Annotated in this window: 22 protein-coding genes, 1 tRNA gene and 1 pseudogene; 13 read left to right on the top strand and 11 right to left on the bottom strand. The window is 69.4% G+C overall.

All coding sequences use genetic code 11. The features are described 5' to 3' along the window. Positions 1-37 precede the first annotated feature (37 nt). From QSK35_RS08680 to QSK35_RS08670, 3 genes are all read left to right on the top strand, one after another. Positions 38-111, top strand: a tRNA-Leu gene (locus QSK35_RS08680). A 236-nt stretch (positions 112-347) separates the two neighbouring features. Then, the gene (locus QSK35_RS08675; protein WP_285744029.1) at positions 348-953 is read left to right on the top strand and encodes a ClpP family protease; all 606 of its coding nucleotides are present in this window, start codon (positions 348-350) and stop codon (positions 951-953) included. Continuing rightward, entirely contained in the window at positions 950-1,540 is a 591-nt protein-coding gene (locus tag QSK35_RS08670) for a ClpP family protease (protein ID WP_285744026.1), read from the top strand. Before QSK35_RS08675 ends, QSK35_RS08670 begins: the two co-directional genes overlap by 4 nt. Here QSK35_RS08670 and QSK35_RS08665 read toward each other — a convergent pair whose 3' ends face one another. Continuing rightward, complete coding sequence (locus tag QSK35_RS08665; protein ID WP_285744024.1) at positions 1,541-1,822, bottom strand: helix-turn-helix domain-containing protein; 282 nt, start codon at positions 1,820-1,822, stop codon at positions 1,541-1,543. A 118-nt stretch (positions 1,823-1,940) separates the two neighbouring features. Between QSK35_RS08665 and QSK35_RS08660 the strand changes: the two genes are divergently transcribed. From QSK35_RS08660 to argJ, 3 genes are all read left to right on the top strand, one after another. After that, entirely contained in the window at positions 1,941-3,089 is a 1,149-nt protein-coding gene (locus QSK35_RS08660) for an acyl-CoA dehydrogenase family protein (protein WP_285744022.1), read from the top strand. Next, positions 3,089-4,087: a methyltransferase gene (locus tag QSK35_RS08655; protein ID WP_285744020.1), complete on the top strand. Its 999-nt coding sequence runs from the start codon at positions 3,089-3,091 to the stop codon at positions 4,085-4,087. The genes QSK35_RS08660 and QSK35_RS08655 overlap by 1 nt, the downstream gene beginning before the upstream one ends. Positions 4,088-4,280: 193 nt before the next feature. Next, complete coding sequence (gene argJ, locus QSK35_RS08650) at positions 4,281-5,426, top strand: bifunctional glutamate N-acetyltransferase/amino-acid acetyltransferase ArgJ (RefSeq protein ID WP_285744018.1); 1,146 nt, start codon at positions 4,281-4,283, stop codon at positions 5,424-5,426. 47 nt (positions 5,427-5,473) lie between these two features. Here the strand turns inward: argJ and QSK35_RS08645 are convergent, their stop codons facing one another. Continuing rightward, positions 5,474-7,390 (bottom strand): bifunctional aldolase/short-chain dehydrogenase, encoded by a 1,917-nt coding sequence (locus QSK35_RS08645; RefSeq protein ID WP_285744016.1) that lies wholly within the window; start codon positions 7,388-7,390, stop codon positions 5,474-5,476. Continuing rightward, complete coding sequence (gene mtnA, locus QSK35_RS08640) at positions 7,371-8,312, bottom strand: S-methyl-5-thioribose-1-phosphate isomerase (protein ID WP_285744014.1); 942 nt, start codon at positions 8,310-8,312, stop codon at positions 7,371-7,373. The genes QSK35_RS08645 and mtnA overlap by 20 nt, the downstream gene beginning before the upstream one ends. A 111-nt stretch (positions 8,313-8,423) precedes the next feature. Here mtnA and QSK35_RS08635 point away from each other — a divergent pair, with 111 nt between their 5' ends. Continuing rightward, positions 8,424-9,230 carry an SGNH/GDSL hydrolase family protein gene (locus tag QSK35_RS08635; RefSeq protein ID WP_285744012.1) on the top strand — a complete coding sequence of 269 codons (807 nt, stop codon included), beginning with the start codon at positions 8,424-8,426 and terminating at the stop codon, positions 9,228-9,230. Between the two features lie 92 nt (positions 9,231-9,322). Then, positions 9,323-9,931, top strand: a complete 609-nt coding sequence (locus QSK35_RS08630; protein WP_285744010.1) for a LysE family translocator — start codon at positions 9,323-9,325, stop codon at positions 9,929-9,931. Between the two features lie 45 nt (positions 9,932-9,976). Here QSK35_RS08630 and QSK35_RS08625 read toward each other — a convergent pair whose 3' ends face one another. Both QSK35_RS08625 and QSK35_RS08620 read right to left on the bottom strand, forming a co-directional pair. Beyond that, on the bottom strand, positions 9,977-11,896 hold the full coding sequence (locus QSK35_RS08625; RefSeq protein ID WP_285744008.1) for a DUF8189 domain-containing protein: 1,920 nt from the start codon (positions 11,894-11,896) through the stop codon (positions 9,977-9,979). Between the two features lie 86 nt (positions 11,897-11,982). After that, a complete protein-coding gene (locus tag QSK35_RS08620; protein WP_285744006.1) occupies positions 11,983-12,432 on the bottom strand; it encodes a hypothetical protein in 450 nt (149 codons plus the stop codon). A gap of 75 nt (positions 12,433-12,507) precedes the next feature. Between QSK35_RS08620 and QSK35_RS08615 the strand changes: the two genes are divergently transcribed. The 3 genes from QSK35_RS08615 (at position 12,508) to QSK35_RS08605 (ending at position 16,940) form a co-directional block, all read left to right on the top strand. Next, positions 12,508-13,137 carry an MBL fold metallo-hydrolase gene (locus tag QSK35_RS08615; protein WP_285744004.1) on the top strand — a complete coding sequence of 210 codons (630 nt, stop codon included), beginning with the start codon at positions 12,508-12,510 and terminating at the stop codon, positions 13,135-13,137. Continuing rightward, positions 13,134-15,881 (top strand): helix-turn-helix transcriptional regulator, encoded by a 2,748-nt coding sequence (locus QSK35_RS08610; protein ID WP_285744002.1) that lies wholly within the window; start codon positions 13,134-13,136, stop codon positions 15,879-15,881. The genes QSK35_RS08615 and QSK35_RS08610 overlap by 4 nt, the downstream gene beginning before the upstream one ends. A gap of 138 nt (positions 15,882-16,019) precedes the next feature. After that, on the top strand, positions 16,020-16,940 hold the full coding sequence (locus QSK35_RS08605) for a hypothetical protein (protein ID WP_285744000.1): 921 nt from the start codon (positions 16,020-16,022) through the stop codon (positions 16,938-16,940). A 139-nt stretch (positions 16,941-17,079) separates the two neighbouring features. Here QSK35_RS08605 and QSK35_RS08600 read toward each other — a convergent pair whose 3' ends face one another. Next, entirely contained in the window at positions 17,080-17,799 is a 720-nt protein-coding gene (locus QSK35_RS08600) for a phytanoyl-CoA dioxygenase family protein (RefSeq protein WP_285743999.1), read from the bottom strand. Positions 17,800-17,868: 69 nt separating this feature from the next. Here QSK35_RS08600 and QSK35_RS08595 point away from each other — a divergent pair. Beyond that, positions 17,869-18,588: pseudogene (locus tag QSK35_RS08595) on the top strand (helix-turn-helix domain-containing protein); the annotation flags it as partial. Between the two features lie 21 nt (positions 18,589-18,609). Here the strand turns inward: QSK35_RS08595 and QSK35_RS08590 are convergent. The 4 genes from QSK35_RS08590 to QSK35_RS08575 are packed head-to-tail and all read right to left on the bottom strand — an operon-like array spanning position 18,610 to position 23,453. Continuing rightward, positions 18,610-19,362: a polyketide synthase dehydratase domain-containing protein gene (locus tag QSK35_RS08590; RefSeq protein WP_285743996.1), complete on the bottom strand. Its 753-nt coding sequence runs from the start codon at positions 19,360-19,362 to the stop codon at positions 18,610-18,612. Between the two features lie 33 nt (positions 19,363-19,395). Then, a complete protein-coding gene (locus tag QSK35_RS08585) occupies positions 19,396-19,680 on the bottom strand; it encodes a hypothetical protein (protein WP_285743994.1) in 285 nt (94 codons plus the stop codon). A gap of 33 nt (positions 19,681-19,713) precedes the next feature. After that, a complete protein-coding gene (locus QSK35_RS08580) occupies positions 19,714-22,131 on the bottom strand; it encodes a bifunctional lysylphosphatidylglycerol flippase/synthetase MprF (RefSeq protein WP_285743992.1) in 2,418 nt (805 codons plus the stop codon). 29 nt (positions 22,132-22,160) lie between these two features. Next, a complete protein-coding gene (locus QSK35_RS08575) occupies positions 22,161-23,453 on the bottom strand; it encodes an alpha/beta hydrolase (protein WP_285743990.1) in 1,293 nt (430 codons plus the stop codon). Between the two features lie 111 nt (positions 23,454-23,564). Here QSK35_RS08575 and QSK35_RS08570 point away from each other — a divergent pair, with 111 nt between their 5' ends. After that, positions 23,565-24,746 (top strand): cytochrome P450 family protein, encoded by a 1,182-nt coding sequence (locus QSK35_RS08570; protein ID WP_285743988.1) that lies wholly within the window; start codon positions 23,565-23,567, stop codon positions 24,744-24,746. Here QSK35_RS08570 and QSK35_RS08565 read toward each other — a convergent pair. Continuing rightward, entirely contained in the window at positions 24,736-25,671 is a 936-nt protein-coding gene (locus QSK35_RS08565; RefSeq protein WP_285743986.1) for a maleylacetate reductase, read from the bottom strand. The two genes, QSK35_RS08570 and QSK35_RS08565, sit on opposite strands and share 11 nt — an antisense overlap. Positions 25,672-25,684: the final 13 nt, after the last annotated feature.

The following is a 25,684-nucleotide window of genomic DNA, read 5'->3' as shown; positions in this document are numbered from 1 at the left end:
CTTCGTCAGGTTGATCCGATAGAGTCTTGCCCGCCAGGCCCCCGTAGCCCAATCGGCAGAGGCAGCGGACTCAAAATCCGTCCAGTGTGCGTTCGAGTCGCACCGGGGGCACGGATCTCGGGCGAGGTGTGTTCGCGGAAAGCGCGAACCGGCACCTCGCCCGTGGTGTTTTCTGGGGGCCTAGCCCCCAGACCCCAGCCGGGGGCTGCGCCCCCGGACCCCGCGCGTGGGCGTCGGTATTGATCGGGAAAGCGGGAAGCTGGTCGCCCTTCTCGTCCGCTTGGGGCTGATCTGCCCACAGCAGAGAAAGCGGCGAAAGGACTCGCGGCGGCGGCATCGTCGGGGCCATGACGAACAACGAGAAGCAGCCGCTGTTCGACCATCGGCTCCGGGAACGGTTCTTCGGTCAACGGGTTCTGGTCCTCGACGGCGTGCTCGACGACGACAACGGGACGGTGCTCGCCACGCAGCTGCTGTCCCTCGCGAGTGAGGATCCGGGTAAGGACATCGCGTTGTGGATCCACTCGCCGGGCGGCTCGGTGCCCGCGATGCTGGCCATTCGTGACGTGATGCGCCTGGTGCCGTGCGACGTGGCCACGCTCGCGCTGGGGCTGGCGTGCAGCGCGGGGCAGTTCCTGTTGTCGGCGGGCACGCCGGGCAAGCGGTTCGCGTTGCCGCACGCGCGGATCCTGATGCATCAGGGGTCGGCGGGGATCGGTGGATCGGCCGTCGAGGTGGAGGTGCAGGCGGACGACCTGCGGCACACCAGGGACACGGTGCTGGGGATCATCGCCGAGGACACCGGGCAGCCGTTCGACCGGATCTTCGCCGACTCGTTGCACGACCGGTGGTTCACCACCGAGCAGGCACTCGAGTACGGCTTCATCGACCACGTTGTCGGCGACCTCGGCCAGGTCGTACCGGTGCGGACGAAGATGGGAGTGCGCGCATGAGCACCTACACCATTCCCAACGTCATCACGCGGGACGCGCGCGGCGAGCGCGTTATGGACGTCTACTCGCACCTGCTGAGTGCGCGGATCGTCTACCTGGGTACGGCGATCGACTCCGGGGTGGCGAACACGTTGATCGCGCAGCTGTTGCACCTGGAGTCCGACAACCCCGAGGACGAGATCAACCTCTACATCAACTGTGAGGGCGGGGATCCGTCCGCGATGCTCGCGTTGTACGACACCATGCGCTACATCAAGGCGCCGGTGGCCACCACGTGCGTTGGGCAGGCGGTGGCGGCCGGGGCCGTCCTGCTCGCCGCCGGTGAGGCCGGGCGGCGTGCCGTGTTGCGGCACACCAGGGTGGTGTTGCACCAGCCCGCGGCACAGGGGCGTGGCGCTATTCCGGACCTCATCCTGCAGGCCGACGAGGTGGTTCGGGTGCGGGCACAGTTGGAGGAGATCCTCTCCAAACACACCGGGCGTGACGTGGCGGAGTTGCGGCACGACACCGACCGGGACCGCGTGTTCGACGCGGCGGGGGCCGTCGGTTACGGGCTCGCGGACCGCGTCATCGAGCATCGGGCCTGATCAGGCGGCCATCAGCACGGGACCGCGGCGGACGTCGTGGGCGATGTCGATGAGCAGGTCGGCCAGGGAGACGCCCAGCGCGCCGGTGACCGCGGCGATCATCTCGCTCGACGGTTCCTTGCGGCCGCGTTCGATCTCGGACAGGTACTGCGGCGAGATGCCGGCGCGTTCCGCCACGTCGGCCAGGCGGTCGCCGCGGTCCTCTCTGGTCTCGCGCAGGCTCCGGCCCAGTGCCTCACGCCAGAGCGGCTCCGGGGTCGGGAACTGAAGGATTTCGGCCATAGGGGCATGGTGGCACCGGCCGAACGCCCGGAGCAGTCGTTCAGCTCCCAGCGGACTATTCCCCGGCATTCGATCTTGACGAGGAATAGGGTGGAGGCAGGGACGGAAGCGGGGGACTGTGCGGGAATCCACTGAGCTTGTCGAACGGGCGGCTGCGCTGCGGCCGGTCCTCGAGGCGAACCAGGCGGCCGGTGACCGGGAACGCCGGCTCACCGACGAGGCGATGGCGGCGCTGGCGGACGCGGGGTTGTTCCGGATGTTCGTGCCGAACGCGTTGGGCGGCATGGAACTTGGGATGCGCACGGCTGTCGATGCGACTGCCGAGGTGGCCAAAGGGGATCCGTCGGCCAGCTGGCTGGTGATGATCCTCGGCGCGGGCGACTGGCTGGTCGGCCTGTACCCCGAAGAGGTTCAGCGCGAGGTCTACGCCGACGGGCCGGACACGCACGTGTGCACGGTGCTGACGCCGCGCTCCAAGGCGCAGCAAGTGGACGGTGGGTGGCGGCTCACCGGCGAGTGGTTCCCGTCGTCCGGCTGTCTGTACGCGAAGTGGGCGCTGCTGGGGTTCCCGTTCGGCGAGCAGGAGAACGGGCTGGCTGTCGTGCCGGTCAGCGAGCTGCGCGTCAAGGACACCTGGTTCACCGTCGGGATGCGCGGCACCGGCAGCAACCTGCTGATCGGGCAGGACGTGTTCGTGCCCGAGCACCGGGTGCTGCGCATGCGCGAGGCCATCGCGGGTGACCTGGGCCAGGAGGCCGGGCGCTACCGCTCGGCGTTCGTGCCGACGCTGCTCACGTACATGATCTCGACCTACCTGGGGACCGCGGAAGCCGCGCTGGAGCACGTGGTGGGGCTGGCGGGAACGCGGGGCGTCTCGTTCACCAGCTACCGGCGGCAGAGCGACTCCGCGGCGTTCCAGCTCGCGGTCGCCGACGCCTCCGCGAAGATCGACGTCGCGCGGATGCTCGCGTACTCCTGCGCGGACGTCGTGGACGGTCACGCGGTCGAAGGGACCTATCCGGACTATCTGAAGCGGGCACGTCTCCGGCTGCACGCGGCACATGCTGTGAAGCAGTGCGGTGACGCGGTGGACGTGCTCGTGTCGGCGCACGGCGCGTCCGCCGTGTCGGAGTCCAGTCCGCTCAACATCTACCTGCGCGACATGCAGACCGCCCTGCGCCACGCGATGATCAGCCCGGCGATGAACGCCGAGGCGTTCGGCCGGGCACTGCTCGGCGTGGAGCCCAACATCACCGGCCTGATCTGATGAACGGTGGTGCGCCGCAGGCGGTGCTGTCGACGATGCACGCGGTGTTCCTCGCCCGCGCGCTGTACGTCGTGGCCGACCTCGGTATCGCCGACCTGCTGGCCGACCGTCCACAGTCGAGCGACGAGCTCGCCGAAAAACTAGGCGTGGCACCGATTCCGCTGCGCCAGGTGTTGCGCGCGGTGGCCGGCACCGGACTGCTGCGGAGCGATGATCAGCGCTACTCGCTGACCGAGACCGGGCAGACCCTGCAAAGCGGACATCCGACCGGCACGCGTGACATGGTGCTGACCATGCAGGGGCCGATGTTCTGGGACAGTCTGGCCGTGCTGCCCGAACGGGTCGCGACCGGCCGCACGGGACCCGAGATCGCTTACGGCGCCCCGTTCTTCGACGTGCTGAGCCGCGATCCCGACGCGGTGACGTCGTTCAATCGCATGATGATCGCGACCCAGGGCGACGAACCCACGGCGGTCGCCGAAGCGTACGACCTCTCGTGGGCCGAACGAGTGGTCGACGTGGGCGGCGGGGTCGGCACGCGATTAATTGCCATGCTGCAGCGCAACCCGGAACTGAGCGGTGTGGTGTTCGACCGGCCCGATGTCGTCGAGGACGCGCGGGCGCATATCGAGGCCAGTGGCATGGCCGACCGGTGCACGGTCGTCGGCGGGGACTTCCTCGAAGCGGTTCCGGCTGGAGCGGATGCCTATGTGCTGTCCCGGATCCTGCACGACTGGGACGACGAGACGTGCCTGCGGATTCTGCGGCGGTGCACCGAGGCGATGAAACCCGGCAGCCGGCTGCTGATCGTGGAGAAGATCCTGCCGGACGGCGACGAGCCGCATCTGAGCCGGCTGCTCGACCTGATCATGCTGACCGTGACCGGTGGACGTGAACGCACCGCCGCGGAGTACCGCGAACTGCTGGCCCAGGCGGGCCTGACCGTGCGTCGCGTGCTGGCCACGTCCACCGCGGCCAGCGTCATCGAGTGCGTCTAAGGCCAAGCTCAAGATCCATGCATGAGCCTGGATGTATATTCACCGCCAGTTGGTAGACGTGACCTCGGTCACAGGGTGGGAATCGTGCGGTAATTAAGGTGCATTCCCTAGTTGCAAATGCTGCCGCATGGGCGCAGGGCCGGTATCCTCATCGGCTAGACTGCATGACTATTCATTTGGAGAGGACGGCGCCATGCATCCGCACGGCTTCCGCGGCTGGACCACCGGACTGGGCATGAAGGAGGGCGGCGACGACTTCGCGTTCGTCGTGTCCGAGGTGCCCGCGGCGGTATCGGCGGTCTTCACCCGCTCACGATTCGCCGGGCCGAGCGTGGTCCTCAGCCGTGAGTCCGCAGCGGGAGGTGCCGCCCGCGGTGTCGTCGTGATCTCCAAGAACGCCAACGTGGCCACCGGCGCGGAGGGCATGCAGAACGCGCGCGAGGTGCGCGAGATCGTCGCCAAGGCGGCCGGGCTGAACCCCGAGGAGCTGCTGATCGCCTCGACCGGCGTCATCGGCCGTCAGTACCCGATGGACGATGTGCGTGCCGGGCTGGAGGCGCTTCCGTGGCCGGCGCCGGAGGCCGACTTCGCCGCCGCGGCCACCGCGATCATGACCACGGACACGGTCGCCAAGCACGTGACGCTGCCGTGCGGTGACGCTACGATCACCGGCATCGCCAAGGGCGTCGGCATGATCGAGCCGAACATGGCGACGCTGCTGACGTTCTTCTTCACCGACGCCGAGCTGGAGCAGCCGGTGCTCGACCGGGTGTTCCGCCGCGTGGTCGACAAGACGTTCAACGCGCTCAGCATCGACACGGACACCTCGACCAGCGACACCGCGGCGGTCTTCGCCAACGGCCTCGCGGGCCCGGTGGACGAGGCCGCGTTCGAGACCGTGCTCTACGACGTCGCGCTGCGGCTGGTCCGGCAGATCGCGTCGGACGGCGAGGGTGCGAGCAAGCTGATCGAGGTGCGGGTGCTCGGCGCGCGCGACGACGCGCAGGCCAAGCGGGTCGGCAAGGTCGTCGTCAACTCGCCGCTGGTCAAGACCGCCGTGCACGGCGCGGACCCGAACTGGGGCCGGGTCGCGATGGCCATCGGCAAGTGCGAGGACGAGCTCGACATCGACCCGGCGAACGTGGTCATCCGGTTCGGCGACGTGGAGACCTACCCGGCGCCCTCGACCGACGAGGTCCTCGCCGCTGCCGCGGAGCATATGCGCGGCGACGAGGTCGTGATCACCATCGAGCTGGGCATCGGTTCGGGTCAGTTCACCGTGTATGGCTGCGATCTGACCGACGGATACATCAGGATCAACGCGGACTACACGACCTGAGTCGTGAGTGGTTTCCGTCGCTCTGGCAACGGAAACCACTCACGACCTCAGATCACCCGCTCGTTCCCGCCGTCCACCGGCACCTGCGCGCCGGTCGTGCACGCGAACGCGTCCGAGCACAGTGACGCGACCAGCTTGCCGACCGTCGCGCTGGTGACCTCGGTGCCCAACAGGTTGCGGCGCTTGTACTCCTCGACGGTCATCCCGTAGTGGGCGGCACGTTGCGCGAGCACCTCGGGCGTCCACAACCCGGTGTCGAACACGGCGTCCGGGTGCACGACGTTGACGCGAATCCCGTCCGCCGCCCACTCCAAAGCCGCCACGCGGGCCAGCTGGGTGACAGCGGCCTTCGACGCCGAGTAGGCCGCGGCGCCCGGTCCCGGTGCGGGCACGTTCTTCGACGCGACCACCACGACCCGGCCGCCGCGCGGGGACAGGCGCAGCACCGGATGCACCTGGCTGAACAATGAGGCCACCGAGGAGGCGTTCACATCCATCGCCCGCGCCCACTCCGCCTCACGCAACGACACGATCGGGGTGTTGCCGGGGAAGACGCCCGCCGACGCCACGACCATGTCGATGCCGCCGAACCGTTCCACGCCAAGGCGGATCGCATCCTCGAGGTCCTCGGGATTGGTCACGTCGCCGCGGACACCGAGATAGTCCGAAGTGGACTTGGTATGCGTGAGGTCGACGCCGATCACGCTCGCCCCGCGAGCGCGCAACGCGTCGGCGCACGCGCGGCCGATACCGGAGGCGGCGCCGGTGACCAGTGCGACCTCGCCGGTGAACTCGGCCGGGGCGCCGGCCAGGCGCAGCTTGGCCTGTTCGAGCTCCCAGTACTCCATGTCGAACAGGTCGCTCGCCGGCAGCGCGCGGTAGCCGCCCAGTGCCTCGGCCCGTTCGATGATGCGGATCGTATGGACGTAGATGTCGTGCGCGATGTCCGCGTCCTTGGCGCGCCGGCCGATCGACAGCATGCCCAGCAGGTTGTCCAGCACGATCCGCGGTGCCGGGTCGAGCATCGTCAGGCCCGGACGGGCGTGCTCCTCGAAGTAACGTCGATAGTCGGCGACATAACCGGCGATGTCCCTGCCCACCAACGGGATTCGCTTGGTGCGGATCACGTGGTCCGGGGTCGCGGGGCCGCGGGTGGCGACGTCGGCGAGGTCGCGGCGGTCGGTGAACGCCATCGAGGCCTTGTCCGTGTGCCGGCTGACGATCATCGGAGCGCCCGCCGCGGCGGAGATCTCCTTGCGCAGCGCCGCGAGGTCGACCGGATCCACCGTGGGGATGAACTGCGGTTCGAACTCCAACGGCGACAGCCGCGCCTCGGCCAACGTGACCAGCTCGATGTGCCGGTCGTAGGCCTCACGGGCGTCCGCGCCGAACGTGAACAGGCCGTGGTTCATCAGGACCATGCCGATGGTCCGCGACGTGACCAGCTGAGGGAACAGGGTTGCGCACGTCTTCGCCAGGTCGAACCCCGGCATCACGTACGGAATCACGACGACGCGGTCGCCGAAGACCTCCTCGACGAGCGGCTTCTCCAGGTTCGTCAGGGTGATCACGGCGTCGGCGTGGCTGTGCAGCACGACCGGATGTGGCAACAGGGCGTGCAGCAGCGTCTCGACGCTCGGGTCCGGAGCGCTCGCGTCGAGCAACGCGCAGCGCAGCTCGTTCATCATCGCGCTGTCGGGCAGGCTTTCGACGGTCAGCAGCGCACGCAGGCGATCCAACCGGAGCGGCGCGAACCCGGCACGTTCGATCGACGCCAGGTCCCAGCCGCTGCCCTTGACGTACAGGACATCGGTAGCGGCACCGGTGATGTCGGGAACGGACATCTTGACCGACGTGTTGCCACCGCCGTGCAGGACGAGGTCGGGCTCGGACCCGAGCAGCCGCGAGGCGTACACGCACGCGTCGAGCGGATCGGAGATCGTGTCAGCCCAGCGGTTTTCCATGGACCACCCGTTCGTCGGTGATGATCGCCGTGACCAGGTCGGCCGGCGTGACGTCGAAGGCGTAGTTCAGGGCGTTCGGCACGCCGACCTCGGCCGGGGACCGGATCTCGATCTCCACGTCCGCGCCCGTGGAGGTGGCGAGATCGACGGTCGACTCGGGCGCGGCGACGACGAACGGGATCCCGGCGCGCGCGGCGGCCAGCGCCAGCGGGTAGGTGCCGATCTTGTTGACCACGTCGCCGTTGGCGGCGATCCGGTCGGCGCCGACGATGACGACGTCCGCGAGTCCGCGCGCGATCACGGAAGGGCCCGCCGAGTCGACCACGACGGTGTGCTCGACGCCCAGCTGTGCGAGCTCCCACGCGGTCAGCCGCGCGCCCTGCAGCAACGGCCGGGTCTCGTCGACGTACACGTGCCCGAGCGACCCGGCCTCGTGCAACGCCCGGACCACGCCGAGCGCGGTGCCCCACTCGACGCACGCCAGCGCGCCGGCGTTGCAGTGCGTCTGCACGTTCACCGGTCCGTCGAGGCGTTCGAGCAGCCACTTCGCGCCGCGCAACCCGAGGTCGCGGTTGCGCCGGACGTCGTCCTCCAGGATCTCCACGGCCAGGGCCACCATCGCGTCCACGCCCTGGTCGGCGACCGCGAGCACGCGGTCCACGCCCCACGCGAGGTTGACCGCGGTCGGCCGGGCGGCGCGCAACCGAAGCGCCTCCGCCCGCACATCCCCGCCGCGAACCGCGGCGAGCGCGACCCCGAGTGCACCGGCCACGCCCAGCGCGGGCGCGCCCCGGATCGCCAGGCGCCCGATCGCGTCGATCAGCTGGTCGACCGTGTCGATCTCCAGCGTCGTCAGCTCGCCCGGCAGCAGCGTCTGCTCGATCGCGATGATCCGGCCGTTCCCCCAGTCGATCGTCCGCATGACTCCCTTTCTACTTGATCGGTCGTGGTCGCTACCCGACTTTCCGCTGGTTCCATCGGTCACCGATCTAGGCCATCATCGGGTTACCCACGGGTAGCTCAAGGAGGAGCGATGCGGATCAGGTACGCGGTGGTCGCAGCACTGACCCTCATGGGTCTGGCCTCACCGGCGTCAGCGGCCGAGTTGAACTACGTGGCGCTCGGCGACTCGTCGGTGTCCGGCAGCGGTGTGCCGATCCAGGTCGACCTGGTCTGCACGCGGTCCAACCGCAACTGGCCCGCGGTGGTCGCGAGCAAACTGAACGCCAAGCTCACGGACGTCAGCTGCGGCGGGGCGACGGTGAACGACTTCTCCGCCAAGCAGTTCGGCTTCGTGCCGCCGCAGTACGACGCGCTGCGCCCGGACACGGACCTGGTCACGCTGACCATCGGCGGCAACGACGTCAGCCTCGTCAGCACCGCGCTGGGCTGCGTGAATGCCCTGCCCGAACCGGTCGGCGTCTCGTGCGCGGACCGGCTGGGCAACTCCGTCTCGCTGGCCATCCAGGCGTGGGCGCCGAAGCTCGGCATCGCGCTGGAGGAGATCCACCGCCGCTCGCCGGACGCCGAGGTGATCGTCGCCGGGTACGGCACGTACATCCGGCACAACGGGTGCTGGCCGGTGCAGCCGATCTGGGCGCGGGACGCGAACTTCATGCAGGCGATGGTGGACGAGCTGAGCGCCGCGATGCGCACGCAGGCATTGGCGCACAACGCGAAGTTCGTCGACCTGGCACCCGTGACCGTCGGGTACGACACGTGTGCGCCGATCGGCCACCGCTACATCGAGGGCCTGGTGCCGGTCCAGCCGACCGTTCCGCTGCACCCGACCGCCGAGGGCCTCGCGGCTTACGGCGCCGCGGTCGCGGCCTCAGTCTGACCCCCTCGTTTTCCGTCACGCGGGAGCCCCACGATGCGTGACGTGCATCGTGGGGCTCCCGCGTGACGTTCGCGGCGGCCTAGAGTGCGCCCATGACCTGGGGCGCCTTGCTCAGCTTCACGATCGTCGCCGTGCTGACCGTGGTCACGCCCGGCCTGGAAACGCTGCTCGTGGTGCGAACCTCGTTACTCAGCGGACGCCGGGCCGGGGTGGCCGTGGTGTTCGGGTCCACGCTCGGCTGCCTCGTGTGGGCGACCGCGGGCCTCATCGGTCTCACGGCACTGCTCGCCACTTCCAAGTTCGCCTACGACGTGGTCCGCGTCCTCGGTGCGATCTACCTGGTGTACCTCGGTGTCACGGCGCTGCGGAAATCCAAGCCCGCGGCGGAACCACGGCCGCCGACGAGCGTGCGGTCGGCGATGCGGATGGGCCTGACGACGAACCTGTTGAACCCCAAGCCCGGCGTGTTCTACCTCAGCCTGCTGCCGCAGTTCCTCCCGGCGTCGGCCACGGCGGCGTGGGGTGTGCTGCTGGTCGGCATCCACCTGGCGATCGGGCTGATCTGGCTGCCCGCCGTGGCGTGGACGGCCGACCGGGCACGCCGAGTCCTGCTCAGGGAACGGGTGAAGGTCTGGTTCGACCGGATCACCGCGTCCGTCCTGATCGGACTCGGCGTGAAGATCGCGTTGAGTGACCGCTGAGTCGTGAGTGGTTTCCGTCGTTATGGCGACGCAAACCACTCACGATTAGTTCCCGGCCGGCTGCCAGTCGGTGAACGCACTCCCCGCGCCGGGCGTGGTCTGCTTGCGCTCGTAGAGCTTCGCGTCCCCGCCGACGATCAGCACCCGCACGTTGCCCATCGCGTCGCGCACCGCCGCCGGGCCGACCTCCGCGTAGCCGCCGAGGTCCTCCCACGGCGAGAACGTGTTGCCGTCGGTCTGCCGCGCCACGCTGATGCCGTAGTTGTCGTTGCGCGCGAACGCCAGCACCTTCCCCGAAGCGCCACCGGACGTCACGGCCGCGACCGGCCCGACACCGCCCTGGCCACCGAGGTGGGCGAGCCCGCCGAACGTGCCGTTGCGTGAGCCCTCGGCGATCGTGCCGACGGCGCCGTCGGTGTGCTCGCGGACCAGTGCGCGCACCTTGTCGCCGTCCATGGCGACACCGGGCGCGTGCGTGCACTCCACGGCGGTGATCGGCTTGTATTCCGTGCTGCTGGCAGGGTTCTGGTGCCAATGCCGCAAAGTGCCGTTGCCGTCTACGAACACGTGCAACCGGCCGGTGGACGACGTGAACGCGACCGGTGGCGACAGGAGCGAAAGGTTGCCGCCGGTCACCGGCACCCAGCCGCTGAAGCCGGCGCCCTCCTGCCAGGCGTTGCTCAGGCCGCCGTTCGCGTTGACCGCGTACAGCTCCAGCAGCCCCTCGGCGTTCACCCCGAAGCACGGCGTGCCGTAGGCGGGGCCGGCGCCGTCCGGGTTGCCGACCTCGATCCAGTTGCCGAAGCCGCCGCCCGGCGCGGTCTGGCCCGCGGTGACGATCGACCCGTTGTCGAGGTTCAGCGCCGCGATCTGCAGCTTGCCGTCGCCCTTCAACGCCACCGCGACACCCGGCGCGAACGTGCCCGAGCGCAGGTTCTCCGGCCCGATCCAGGCACCGCCGTTGGCCTGGTGCCACCACATGATCGAGTCACCGGCGGCGACGAACGCGTGCAGCGTGCCGGTGCTGTCGACGATCGCCCACGGCGCCGCGACCGGCCAGCGGTGGTAGTTGCGGGCGAGGTTGATGTCGAACGAGTTCCCGGTCTCCGGGTCGTGCTCGCCGTACGCGCGGTAGCCCGCGGTCTTCGGTCCGAGCAGCGCGTCCGGCACGTTCGCGGGCGACACTTCCGTGTTGTAGCAACGATAACGGGTGAGCAGCGCGAAACCGCGCCCGGTTGGCCCCTCGTAGGCCTTGGCCGCCTTGGTGGCGAACTTCGCCGCCGCGACGTGGTCGTCGTGCTCGTGGTGCTCCGGGTTGAGCGCCGCGTTCGGGAACGGGTCCTGAGTACGGATCACGGTCGGCTGGAACTCGTCGAGCAACGCGAGGAGCACGTTGTTCAGGTCGGCCTGGTTGTACCACTGGACCTGCCCGACCGGGCTGCCCTCCGGCAGGATCGTGGGCGTGACGTAGTTCGGGTCCTCCCAGAGCTTGGAGAGCGCGTCGAGGTGGTTGTCGTCGAGGCCGTCCGGCAGGCTCAGGTAGATCAACTGCACGTTCGGCGCGCCGACGAGCGTGTCGATCTCGACGATCATCGTCGCGACTTCCTTGGTGTCGCGCACCCAGTTGTTCGGCTGTCCCGCGAGCTTCGCGTAGGCGGCGCGTGACCCCTCCTGCACGCTCGCCGCGAGCTGCTCGCGGGTCATCCCGTTGGAGCCGTTCCATTCGTCGGCCCCGAGGACGATCGTCCTAAAAGGCTGTCCGGAAAGGATGGACGGCTGCATGTCGGGGTTGAGGAACAACAGGTCGTCGTCCGTGTGCGCGACGATGTTGACGAAACTTCCCCCGGTGGGCAGGCTGCGGGCCCCCGCCCCTGCGGCGAACGCGATGCCCGAGTTGGCGATCGCGGTCGCGGCAGCAGCGGTGGCACCCGCCGCCAGCACGGTACGTCGGCTGACGTGGGTCATGACGAGAATCCCCCAGATTCTGTTGTGTGTTGCCACCTCACAAGACGTGCTGCTCCGGGGGAGGTTGCTTTCGAGGTTCAGACCACTCAGCAGTGCACAGCGCCGGTGTTCTTGTGGGCGTGCTCGTCGTAGTACCACGTGTCGGCGTTGATCACGACGCACTTGCCCTTGCCGTACACCTTCACGGGGCCCGCGTAGTACTGGAACTTGCCGCTGTCGAAGTCGTTGTTGTAGCCGGGTCGGTTGTTGTCGTCCTCGCGGAAGTCCTCGTTGTACATCGAGATCGACGCATCGTGCTTGAACTGCGAGTAGTACGCGGTCTTCACGTTGACCGCGCAGTTCCAGCCGTTGCTGGAGTTGTAGTAGAGCCGGATGTGGCTGATCGTGTTCCACGGAGACTTCACCGGCCAGGTGTCGATCAGCGCGCCGGAGCAGCCGTACTCGGCGGCGTTGGCGTGGCCGGGCAGGACGATCGAGACGACCGCGGTCCCCACGAGGACAGCGGCCGACGCAACAGCTTTGCGAAGACGAGTCATGCTCGCGATCGTCCGTTCGAACGGTTAATCCTCGGCTAATCGCCTGATAGAACGGTCACCGATACGATCACGCGCGTGCGTCAGCTCGCCCCAGGGGTCCACCAGCTGCTCGGCAGGCCGCCCCACACGATCAACGCCTACCTGGTGGAGGACGTCCTGGTCGACGCGGGCACGCCCGCCGCGCGGCGGCGCATCATGCGCCAGCTCGACGGGCGCAGGCTGAGCGCGCACGTCGTCACGCACGCGCACCCCGACCACTTCGGTTCCAGCCACGCCGTGTGCGAGGCGCGCGACGTTCCGCTCTGGGCCGGTCGGCGCGACGTCGAGGCGATCGAGCACGCCCGGCCCGTGCCCGCGCCCGGCCGCCTGCCCGCGTTGCTCGGGAAGATGAAGATGCCACCGCCGCACCCGGTCGCGCGTGGACTGGTCGAGGGCGACGAGATCGCCGGGTTCACCGTGCTGGACGTGCCCGGCCACTCGCCGGGGCACATCGCGCTGTGGCGTGACCACGACGGCGTGCTGATCTGCGGTGACGTGTTCTTCAACGTGTTCCGCCCGGCCGCGCCCCCGAAGCTGCTGACCTGGGACCACGAGCGCAACCGCGAGTCGATGCGGCGGCTCGCCGAACTGCGGCCCAAGCTCGTCCTCTTCGGACACGGCAGGCCGCTGCGCGACCCCGACCGGCTGAAGAGACTCGTCGGATGACCGCCCTCGAACGGGACTCCGAGCTCGCCGGAATCACCGCGGCGCTGGAGTCGGCGACCCGCGGCGAGGGCCGTGTCGTCGTCATCGAGGGCCGGGCGGGCATCGGCAAGACCAAGCTGGTTCAGGAGACGCGGGACCTCGCGAAGGCCCGTGGGTTCGGGCGCCTGCAAGCGGTCGGCGACGCGCTGGAGAGCGCGATGGCGTGGGGCGTCGTCCGGCAGATGGTCGAGCGGTCCGTCTCCCGGTACAGCGGCGAGATCCGGGAGAAGATCCTCGCCGGGCCGTCCGGCGCGGCACTCGACGCCCTGAACCAGGCCGCCGCCGACCCAGGCGAGGCCGAACTGGCCCGCACGCTGCACTCGCTGTGGTGGGTGGCCGTCGACCTGTCGTCGACCCGGCCGTTGCTGATCACCGTGGACGACGCGCACTGGGCGGACCGGTCGTCCCTGCAGTTCCTGGTCTACCTCTCGCGGCGCATCGCCGACCTGCCGATCGCGCTGGTCGTGGCCACCCGCCCGCCCGCGGAGAACACCGGTCCGCTCGCCCAGCTCAGCGTGTCGCGGCAGGCGGAACGGCTGCTGCCGCGCCCGCTCACGCCCGAGGCACTCGGCAAGCTGATCACCTCACCGTCACGCGAGGTCGTAGCCGCGTTGCACGACGCCAGCGGCGGCAACCCGTTCCTCGCGAAGGTGCTGGTCGACGAACTCGACGCGCTGGGACTGCCGCTCGACTCGCCGGACACGGCGGCACGGGTCGGCAAGCTCGGACCGAGCACGGTGTTCCGTGCGGCGCTCGGCCGCGTGTCACCCGAGGCGGTGCGGCTCGCGGGCGCGGTCGCGGTGCTCGGGATGGGCAGCGACCCGTGGCAGGCCGCCGAGCTGGCCGAACTCGCCGACCTGCCGGGCCCGGTCGAGGAGCTGACCGCCGCGAACGTGCTGACCAGCGACGGCGACCACCTGGTGTTCGTGCATCCCGTCGTGCGCGAGGCCGTGCTCACCGACCTCGGCCCGGTCGCGCGGGCCGGCCTGCACGCGCGCGCCGCCACCACGTTGCTCGCCGCGAACGCGCCGTACGACCGGGTCGCGGCGCACCTCGTCCAAGCCCCCAAGGGCACCCTGCCGAACGCCGCCGAGGTGCTGCGCAAGGCCGCGTCCTCACTGCTCGCCGCGGGTGACGCCACGACGGCCGCCGCGCACCTGACCCGTGCCGTCGACGAGGACCCCGACGACGCCGGCCTGCGGGCCGAGCTGGGCCGGGCGTTGCTGCGCGCCGGCGACGCGCTGGGTGCGCAACGCCAGCTCAGGGCCGCGGCCGGCGGCGTGCCGGACGCCGAGCTCGTGGCCGCGGCCGCGTCGGCCACCGCGCTGGTCTCCGGGCCGCAGGCCGCGATCGCCGAGCTGTCCGAGGCGATCCGCACGCGCCCCGACGGCGACGGCCGGCTGCACCTGGAGGCCCGGCTCGCGGTGATCCGGTCGTTCCTGCCGGACCAGCGGCACATCGCGTCCGAACACCTGAGCTCCTTTTCTGGCCTGAGCGGCGGCACGCCCGACGAGCGCACCCTGCTCGGGCTGTTCGCGCAGATGGGCCGTTACGAGGTGTGGCCCGCCGACGAGGTGCGGGCGACGGCGGTGCGGGCGCTCGCCAACGGCGCCTACCTCGACGACGCGACCGGCAGCACCGACGCGATGGTGGCGTGGGTGGTCGCCGTGCTCGCGCTGGTGTCGACAGATGGCGTCGACGAGGCGGGCCGGGAGATCGACCGCGCCCGGCTGCGGGTGCGGGCGCACGGCTCACCGGTCGAGTTCGCCATGGTGTCCAACGCGGCCATGTTCCTGAACTGGCGGCTGGGCAACGTCAAGTTCATCGACGCCGAGTCCGAGGGCGTGCTCGAGGCCGTCCGGGACTTCGACGCGTCGCAGCACGTCGTGGCGTTGCGCGCGACGGCCACCCACTTCGCGGCCTATGCGGCCCTGGAACGCGGGGACGTGGACGCGGCCTTCTCGGTGCTCGCGGCGTTCGACGGGCCGCCGATGATCCCGACGATGTGGCTGCACGAACCGCGGGCCCTGGTCGCGCTGGCCCAGGGTGATCCCTCGCGGGCGCTGTCCGAGGCGTACCGGCAGCGCGACCTGATGGCCGCCGCCGGGGTCGATCCGCCGACCATCCCGTGGCGTGAACCGGCGGTCCGGGCGTTGATGCTGCTCGGTGAGGACGCTGTTCCCCTTGCCGAGGAACAGCTCGCCATCGCGCGCAAATGGGGTGCGGCGACCGAGATCGGCGTCGCGCTGCGCCTGCTCGCGTATGCGTGTCCCGACCGGCGGCTCGAGCTGCTCACCGAGTCCGTGTCGGTGCTGTCCGCGTCCCCGGCCCGGCTGCAGCTGGCCCGGTCGCTGGTCGATCTCGGTGAGGCGCTGCGGGTGGCGCGCCGCCGGTCCGACGCCCGCGACCCGTTGCACCGGGGCATCAAGCTGGCGTCGGACTGCGGGTCGTCCGTGTTGCGCGCCCGCGCGGTCGAGGCGCTGGAGGCGTTGGGGGATCGGCCGCGGCGCGAGACGTTCGTGGGGCTGGAGTCGTTGACCGCCTCGGAACGCCGGGTCGCGGACCTGGCCGCGCTGGGCCGGGCGAACCGGGAGATCGCGCAGGAGTTGTTCGTGACCCCGAAGACGGTGGAGAACCACCTCGGGCGCATTTACACCAAGCTCGGGATCAGCGGCCGGCGCGACCTGGCCCGCGTTCTTGCCTGAGACAGAGTCGGGTGGGGGATGGCCTGATACACCCAACTTTCGCCTTTGAGGGTTGAGGGATCGTCCCTCATGCCTTTGGGGGTTCCGCTCCGCGAATCTTGTTTCACGGAAGGAACACCACAGGTAAGGGGAAAGAAAATGATCCGCAAGGCTCTGTTCGCCGCCGCCGCTCTCTCCACCATCGCGTTGCCGGGCGTCGCCTCCGCCGACATCGCCCAGCCCGCGCCCTGCACTCGCGTGACCGACCTCGTGGGCCCGGTCTTCGAGGTCAAGCAGTGCGGGGTCAGCGACGTGGACCAGTTCCGCGCGGGTCTGGAGAACAACGGCAACGCCTACTGCGGCCCGGCCTCGCTGTACAACGTCCTGCACTACTGGGGCCACGAGAAGAACGCGCCGGTCGGCTGGTTGTCCACGAAGACCAAGGACCTCGACCCCCAGGACCCCGCCGACTACAACGTCGTCACCAACTCGATCTGGCGCATCGGCGTGGACGCCAAGTACAGCGGCGGCACCAAGATGAGCAACCTGCAGACCGCGTGGAACATCGCCACCAAGCCCGCCCGTGACGCGGGCTGGGCCACCGCGGTCGGCAACATCGACTCGAAGACCGCCACGGACTTCGCGGGTGACCTGGCCAAGAAGCTGGCCAGAGGGCCCGTGCAGATGGTGTACGGCCGCTACTCGGCCGGCCCGGCGGCGGGCAGCCTGCAGCGCGGCGGTGGCCACATCGTCACGGTCGTCGCGGCCAACGGCACGTTCAACGGCAGCACGATGACGCTGAAGCTGGCCGACCCCGGCCGTGCTCTCGACCACGGCGACCCCGGTTACCTGAACACCCAGTCCGCCTACGAGTCGCTCGACGTCACGTTGGAGCGCAAGAACATCCTGCAGTACAGCCCGGTGTCCGACGACCCGAACACCGACGTGGACGAGAGCCTCGAGCCGGGCACCTACAAGTACGTGACGCGCTGGGAGCTGACTGGTGCGCGCTACCAGGGCACCACGCGCCAGTTCGTGGAGACCTTCAACTGGTTCGACATGGCCCCGCCGGTGGGCTGACCCGCCTAGTGCCGTTATGGCCACCTTCGCGGACCTCAGGTCCGTGATGGTGGCCATAACGGTCGTTCAGGGGAGTGGGAGAGTGACATGAGGGGAGCTTTGCAAGCGCTGACCGCCATGAAGGGTCCCCTCATCGCATTCAGGGGAGCGGGATGGCCAGGTGGCGTGGGGCGGTGCCGGTGGCGTCCAGGATCGGGCCCGCGGAGTACTGGGCCAGGTAGACCCGCCGCACGTGAGGCGTGGTGTTCGGCCCGCTGCGGTGCAGGACCGTGCTGGAGAAGCACGCGATGCTGCCCGCGGGCACCACGACAGCGTCACCGGGATCGTCGCCGGTGTAACCGATCCGGTCGTTCGTCCCCGCCTCGACCGTGTGCGGCACGACCTCACGGGTGCCGGCCCGCGGATAGGGCAGCAGGTACACGGTGCCGTTCTCCTCGGTGACGTCGTCGAGCGCGACCCAGCACGTCAGGTACGGCCGGTGCGGGTAGTCGACGAACCCGGAGTCCTGGTGCCAGCCGAACTTCATGCCCTGCTCGGCGGCCTTCACGACGTACTGCTCGTTGAACAGATGGGCCTCGTCACCCAGCACGGCCCGCGCGATCCCCGCCATCAACCCGGACAACAGGAACCGGCGCGCCACCGTGCTCTGGTCGTAGGCGTGCACGAAGTAGCGGCTGCCGCGGCGGTCGAGGTCGAGCTGGTCGACGCCGAGCGCGTCCATCTCGGCGTCGCGCTGCTCGACGAACCGCCGGCACTCGCCGCGGAGGTCTTGCAGATCCTGTGGTGGCAGAGCGTTCGGCAGCACGAAGAAGCCGTCGTCGTGGAACTGCCGGATGTGCTGGGGGCTGAGGAGATCCATGGTTCGAGGATCGAGTCCGGACGCGACGCGGTCTTCTCGTTCCTCGACCCGTACCTATCATTTCTTGCGATGCTCGAAGACCTGCGACTGCCCGCCGGACTCGACGGGCTGGTGATGCGGCACCGGGGCGACGTCCGGGTGCGGCGGCATCGGCACGTCGAGCTCGAGGTCAACCTCGTCGTCCACGGCACGGCCACGTACCTGCTCGGCGACCGCCGGTACGAGCTCGCACCCGGCGCGCTGACCTGGCTCTTCCCCGGACAGGACCACCTGCTGGTCGACCGGTCCGCCGACCACGAGCTGTGGTGGGCGGTCTTCACCCCGGACGTGGTCGCCCGCACGGTGCCCGCACTCGTCGGCGAGGACCCGCCCGGCTCGTTCTCCCGGCACCTCGGGCCGCGCGCGGTGCGGGCGTTGTCGCGGCTCTTCGCCGACCTGCGGACTGCGCGGGATCCGTTGGTGATCAACGCCGGGCTGGGCTACCTGCTGGCGGTGGCGTGGCGGGCGTTCCTCGACAGCGACGAGGTGGTCGACAGCACGGACGTGCACCCCGCGGTCCGCGCGGTCGCGCACGCGTTGCGCACCGATCCACACGCGGGCGGGCTCGGGGAGCTCGCCCGCTCAGTGGGGTTGAGTCCCACCTACCTGAGCCGGCTTTTCAAGGCACAGACCGGGATCTCACTGACGCGGTACCGCAACCAGCAGCGGCTGCACCGGTTCCGGCTGCTGCACGACGGCGGCGCCACGGCGATGTCGGCGGCACTCGAAGCCGGGTTCGGCAGCTACGCGCAGTTTCACCGGGTTCGGGCGTCAGCGGTTCGGGTCGAGGATGAAGCGGGTGTTGATCAGTTCCCATCGTGGCCCGGAGTCGTCGAGGAAACCGATGTCGCAGAAGGTGAACGTGTCGTCGGTCGTGCGGTGCCGGACCACGCAGCGGATCGGCTCGGTGAGCAGTCCGGTGCGGTGCAGGCGGAACTCGCCGACCGACATGGGCAGTGAGCGGCAGCCGATCTGCTCGGCGATCCACAGCCCGGCGAGCTGCAGTCCGCCGTCCAGCGCGGCCGGGTCGCAGTGCCAGTTGTCGCGGCCGGGCCACCCGAGCTTGCTCGCGCCGACCACCGCGCCCGCCGCGCCATCGCGGGTGATGCCGTCGATGCGGTGCAGCGCCTGGAAAGCGGGGCCGTGGAACAACACGCTGCCCGCGTAGTCGATCGGCTGGGGACGCAGGTCGCCGGGAAGAGTCCAGTCAGGACTGTACGACGTGCTCGGCTGGACCGCGGCCCGGTAGTGCGGCACCCCGCCCAGACCGAGGAGTCGCAGGTCGATCTGCGACTCCTCGATGCGGCAGCGGACCATGAACTGATCACCCGCGGAGTGGAAGCCGGGCAGGGTGATCTTGCGCAGGACGTCGACCCCGTGCAGCGTCAGTGAGTTCAACGGTCCGGTCCAGCGGGCGACCGTGGCTGTGAACCACTCCAGTGCCATGACGACCGGCACCACGGGTGTGCCTTCGATGGAGTGGTCGGCAAGGTACGGGTGGGACGAGACGTGGACGTCGAGCACGCAACCGATGCTGTCGGCCGAAAATGCTTGGGGTCAAACAGGAAAATGCGCAGTGTTACGCAATGAGGCCAAGAAGGTTCGCGCCTCGGGTGGCTCCGGAAGAGTGTCGAGCAGCGTAACGAGATGCAAGAGGCTGTAGCGGTCGAACGCGTCGAAAAACCGGACGAGATGCGAAGTCCACTCGCCCTCGACGCGCAGCATCACGTCGTTGCTGCGCGCGTCGATCACCACGGTCTGTCCACTGCGGACTTCGGTCCGCCAGATCGGCAGTGCGGCTACCAGCCGCCGCAGCTCGTGCACCTCGTCCTCGTACCTCACCCGTCCACTGTCGCACACGTGTTCGAATGGCTGTCAAGCTTTGGTGTGCAACGGAGTCGGACTGTTACGGATGACGCGTTTCGCGAGAATCACCTTCGACGCCAAACGAAAGCCCTGCCGCGCGCTCATGTGCGGAAGGTAGGCGCGGCCGATCGCGTTGGCGATGCGCGGCAGCGCCGCCGAGTCCGGGTACGCCATGTACATCGGGCGGTACACGGGCTGGAACTTTGCTTTGAAGGCAAACAGAGAACGGAAGCCGTACACCGGTTCCAGCACCTGACCCGTCAGGTCCAGCACGCGTTGCAACGCCCGCGGCTGCTCGCCTCGATCCAGTCGCGCCAGCGGAGCGCCGGACAGGCTGAGGAACTCGGCGCCCTCCTTGCGCAACGTCAGCGCCGCCGAGGCGATCAGGAACTCCATCGAGCCCCGGAACCCGCACGCCCTGCGGCGCATGAAGTCCAGCGTCCAGCCGACCACCGCACCGTCCACATGCACGGGCAGCCACGACGTGATGCCGTGCACGGTCCGGTCGGCGTCTACCGCGAGCAGCAGCCGCACCCCGTCACCGGCGAGCTCCGGGAGACCACCGAGCGTGAACCCCATCTCCGGCAGGCCCTTGTCCGCCACCCACTCGTCGGAGATCGAGCGGATCTGGTCGCTCAACGCGAGCGGCAGGTCGGCCCAGCGCCACCACTCCGCGGTGATGCCCTCCTTCGAGGCCTTGTTCAACGCGGTCCGCACGTCCTGCCACTTCTTGCCGGTGAAAGCCAGTGCCGGCAACGGGATCACGGTGTCCTCGGCGACCTGGACGGTCTGCCAGCCGTGCGCCCGGACCGAGTCACGCAGCTCGGCGCTGATGCTGTACAGGCATGGCGTCCACCCCTCGTGCGCGCAGAACTCGGCGAAACCGCGCACCGCGGCCTTGCGCGCGTCCGGTTCACCGACCGGGTCGCCGACGGTCAGCGCGATCGTGGCGACCACGCGGTAGGCCACGGCTGCGCGGCCGTCCGGCGTGAACCAATAGTGGTTGCCGTCCCAGGTCGTCATGTAGGACAACGAGGATCCGCCGTGACGCACCATCAGCTCGCGCGCCTGCTGTGCCGCGCTTTCGGTGCACGACGGCCGGGCGCGCCACGACGCCCGCAGCACGCCGCCGAACACGATCAGCCAGAAGAAGACACCGGTGTACTCGAAGAGCAGCTTCGCGATCATGTCGTCCGCGCTGAACCGCGCGGGCAGCAGCCCGAGATAGCCGGGCGGCAGGAAGCGGGACGGCAGGTCCGCCACCAGTTCGAGGAAACCGGGTTCGGGCGTGAACTGGTCGCGGGCCAGGAACCCGCCGAAGATGTACAGCCCGCTCAAGATCATGAAACCGGTGACCACCAGCCGCCAGAACCGGCGCACCTGTGTGGGCAACGGGAAGTGCTTGCGCAGCACCAGCAGCACGACGGCGATCGCCACGTACAGCAGTACCGGGATGCTGTACTCGAGCAGTACGCCGGGCGTGACGTGGTCCACGTACTGCAGCGCCTCGACGACGTACCAGATGGTCAGTCCGGTGAGCCCGATGTTCAGTGCGAGCGCGCCCCACCACGCGAACCGGCGGCCGCGGCGCACGCCCTCGGCGAGCACCAGCATCAGCAGTGCGGGCATGACCGACATGATCATCGCCGGGAACCGGCCGTATGCCGCCTGCGCGGTCATGGTCCGGCACTGGTCCTGCGTAGTGGGATCCGCGCAGAACGTGATGATCTGGTCCATGTCCGGCTGCGGCATCGCGACGAGTTCGCTGTACCACGCCAGCGGGCCGTTGGGGAACGGCGACAGCATCGCCACGACCGGGCCGAGCGCCGATGCCGCGATCAGCAACGCCACCAGCACGCGGGTCTCCTCGTGCGACGGCGGGGACGGCCGGGTCCGCGTGCGCACGACCAGCGCGCCGGCGAGCAGGCCCACCAGGCCGCCGCACAGCCGCAGCACGTCCTCGAAGTAGCCGGAGTACAGCGCGAGCACCAGCAACGCGATGATCAGCAGTAGCCGCACGCGCCTGCGCCACAGTTCGGGCAGCCGGAAGCTCGTCGCCAGCGCCATGCCCACGACACCGGCCGACGGCATCACGGCCAGCTCGAAGTTCATCGACGACAGCCACTGCCAGCCGATCAGCTCACCCAGCCGCGCCACCCCGGCACCCGTGAAGACGCCGAAGACCTGGCTCACCAGGAAGAACGCGATCGCCCGCGCGGTGCCGAGCTCCCGTTCCGCGACCGGGCCGAACAGCACCAGCAACGCCGTGGTGCCGAGGTAGCCGGCGAAGTTGCCGCACCACAGCATCGACGTGACAGCCGTCCACAGTGGAGACGAGATGCCGAACCCGATGCCGGCCATCAGCTCTTCGGACGGACCGTCGAAGAGCGATCCCGTTGCGGCGCCGACGATCCACAGCGTCAGCACCGCGCCCGCGGTGAACGGAGCCCGGCGGCCTAAGCGACCAATCCGGTGCGCTGCGCCAGCCACGGGAGCGATTCGTAGAGCCCAGGGCGCCACACGTTCCAGTCGTGTCCGCCCGGTAACTCCGTCCAGCGCATGTCCATGCCCGCTCGCTGACATGCCTCAAACACCTCTCGGTCCTCGTTGCGGTAGTAGGGATCGCGCGCGCCCGCGACGATCACCCCCGCGCTCTGGGGAAACTTCTTGGTCTGCAAGATGTCGATCGGGTTCACGCGGTGGTACGCGGCGGCGTCACCGTTGAACACGATCCGGATGGTCTCGGCGGTGTTGATCACCGTCGGTTCGCGCTGCCCGGAGATGTCGATGAAGTTCGCGTACACCTCGGGTGCGCGCACGGCCAGTTGCAGTGCGCACGTGCCGCCCTGCGACAGTCCCGCGATCGTCCACGCCGAACGCTGGTCGTCGACCTGCAGCCGGGTCTTCACCCAGTGCGGCACGTCTTTCGCGAGGTACGTCTCGACGTGGCCGAGGTGCGAGTCGACGCAGATCGGGTTGGCCGTCATCGAGCCGAGCTGGTCCGGCACGATGACGATCGGCGCGAGTCCGTTGTGCTGCTTGGCGAACGCGTCGAAGTGCTGGGTGAGCTGACCGGCGTCGAACCAGTCGCGCGGCGTGCCCGGCTGCCCGGCGAGCAGCACCAGCACGGGCAGCTTCGGCCTCGGGCTGACGTGGTACGCGGGCGGCAGGTAGATCCATGCGTTGCGCGGCTTGAAGTTCGTGGTCGACGGGATCGGCGCCTCCGAGACCGTGCCCTTCTCGGGGAGGTCTTTCGGTGCCTTCCACGTGTCCGCGAGCTTGCCGGTGACCAGGTCCGTCGCCGGCTTGGCCGCCTCCTCGAGGTCGGTCGTCTCGCCGAGCAACGGCCCCAGCGCGGCGCGGGCCGTCGGGTACTGGCCGAAGAACTGGTTCACGCCGGACAGCCCGCTGACCAGCACGACGACCGCGGCCAGGGTGACGAGGATCCGCATCCACCAGCGGGTGTGCCAGAACCGCGCCACGCCGAGCGCCGGCCCGAGCACCGCGATGCCGAGCCAGCCGATCACCAGCGCCGGCACCGGTTCGGGGAACGGGCGCCACACGCGGTTCACGAAGAACCACAGCGCGGCGGTGAACAGCGCGCACGCCGCCACCACGATCGGCAGCACGCGGGTCCACCACGTGCGGCGCCGCGTGACGGCGAGAAAGACCAGTGCGACCGCGCCCCCGGCAGTGATCATCGCGGGAACCGGCCCGTTGATCAGGGAGAGCTCCAACGGGCTCGTCATGTCAAGCAGTCTTCAGCTCGCCGACAGGTTCGCACATCTGCCGACAGTCTGGAGAAACATCATCCCCAAGTCGTACAACCCATCCGACTTTGCGTGTCTATGCTGGTCAGCATGGGGGATGAGCCGATTCTCGACGGAGAGTTCTGCCAGCGCCGACACGAGTGGTTCGACCGGATGCGGGTGGAGAGTCCGGTTTGCCCGGTGCGGCTGCCCAACGGGCAACGGGTGTGGCTGGCGACGCGGTACGACGACGCCCGCGCGTTGCTCGCGCATCCCGCGCTGAGCAAGGACTCGCGGCGCGCGACGCCGTTGTACGAGAAGATCGCACGCGAGGAAGGCGTGCGGCGCACTTTCATCTCGAAGCTGCTGCGCGACCACATGCTCAACCTCGACCCGCCGGACCACACGCGGTTGCGGCGACTGGTCGGCGCGGCGTTCACGTTGCGGCGCGTGGAGCTGCTGCGGCCGCGGCTCGAGGAGATCGTTTCCGAGCTGCTGTCCGGTTTGTCCGGTGAGGTCGACCTGGTGGAGGACTACGCCTTTCCGGTCGTCGGCACGATGGCGGGCGAGCTCTTCGGGGTACCTGTGCCGGAACGCGACCGGTTCCGTTCGATGTCCCAGTCGATCACGCAGGGTGCCTCACCGGAGGCGGTCGGTCAGGCGTTCGCCGTGATGGCCGACTACCTCACGGACCTGGTGGCGCGCAAGCGTTCCGCGCCTGGCGACGACCTGGTGAGCGCGCTGGTGCAGGCCCGTGACGTGGACGACCGGCTCGACGAGGACGAGCTGGTGTCGATGGTGTTCCTGTTGCTCACGGCGGGTTTCGAAACTACCGTGCACCTCATCGGCAACGGTGTTGTGACCTTGTTGCAGCACCCGGCGTCGTTGGCGGAGTTGCGGGCGGACCCGTCGTTGCTGCCGCGCGCGATCGAGGAGCTGCTGCGGTTCGAGGGACCGGCGGGGACGGCGACGCTGCGGTTCACGCTGGAGCCGGTTTCCGTTGGGGGAGTGACGATTCCGGCCGAGGAGTTCGTGCTGGTGCCGTTGGGAGCGGCCAACCGCGACGGTGCGCGGTTCCCTTCACCGCATTCCTTCGACATCACGCGCGAAGCCGCCGGGCACATCGCGTTCGGGCACGGCATCCACCACTGCCTCGGCGCGCCGCTGGCCCGGTTGACCGGGCAGATCGCGATCGGTGCCCTGGTGGCGCGGGACGTCGAGCTGGTCTCGGTGTCCGACTGGCGCAACAACCCGTTGTTCCGCAGCTACGAACGGATCGTCGTCAGGGTGTGACGCCGCGCCAGGCCCTGGTCAGGATGTCCAGCGCGCGGTCGTGCTGGACCTGTTCGGCGGCCTTCGGCAGGTCCTGTTCGGCCATGCCGAGCTCCCGGAGCGAGGTGGGCACGCCGAAGCGTCGCGCGATCTCGTGGATCGTGGTCGCCAGCGGTTCGGGCGCGATCACGTGCGGCAGCACCACGGTGTGCGTCGCGGCGTGCGGCAGGCCGAACGTGCCGCCCAGGACGTGGCACAGCTTGTGGTGCAACCCCATTCCGACGCTCAGGCACGTTCCGGCGAGCCACGCGCTCTGCAGCAGCTCGGTTCGTGCGTCCACAGTGGACGGATTGCCGCTCAGTGCGTGCACGATGCCGTGGATGGCCCGGTGGGCGATCGCGTCGACGTACGGGTTGGCGTTGCGGGCTTCCACGGCGTGCGCGAGGGCGTTGATCGCGCTGGTGACCGTGACGTCGATCGGCAGGTCGAGGGTGAGGTCGACGTCGTAGATGACCGTCTCGGGCTGGATCTCCTTGCCGGAGCGGGTCTTCTTGACGCCGTGCTCGGTCTCGCCCAGCACCGGCGTGACCTCCGAGCCCGCATAGGTCGTCGGCAGGATCAGCTGCGGCACGCCCGTGCGCGCGGCCAGCGCCTTGGCCAGGCCCGTCGTGGAGCCGCCGCCGAGGGCGACGACGCAGTCCGCGCCGTGCTCCTTCAGGATCGTCAGCGCCCGCTCGGTGACCTCGACCGGCGTGTGCATGGCCGCCCCGCCGAACCTCGTGGTCGGGATGTCCTCCAGTTCGGCGGCGATCCGGTCGGCGCCCGCGTGCCGGGCGAGGAGCAGGACGCGGGTGCCGTGCAGACGTTCCACCTCACCGCGGACCTGGGCGACGGTGCCCCGGCCGAACACGATCCGGGTGGGCGGGGCCTCGTAGGTGAACGTCATCGCGGCATTTTCC

This window comes from Lentzea sp. NBRC 105346, from assembly GCF_030269605.1.
In the GTDB taxonomy this organism is placed as follows: Bacteria; Actinomycetota; Actinomycetes; order Mycobacteriales; family Pseudonocardiaceae; genus Lentzea.
This window is presented reverse-complemented; position numbering and strand designations above follow the sequence as displayed.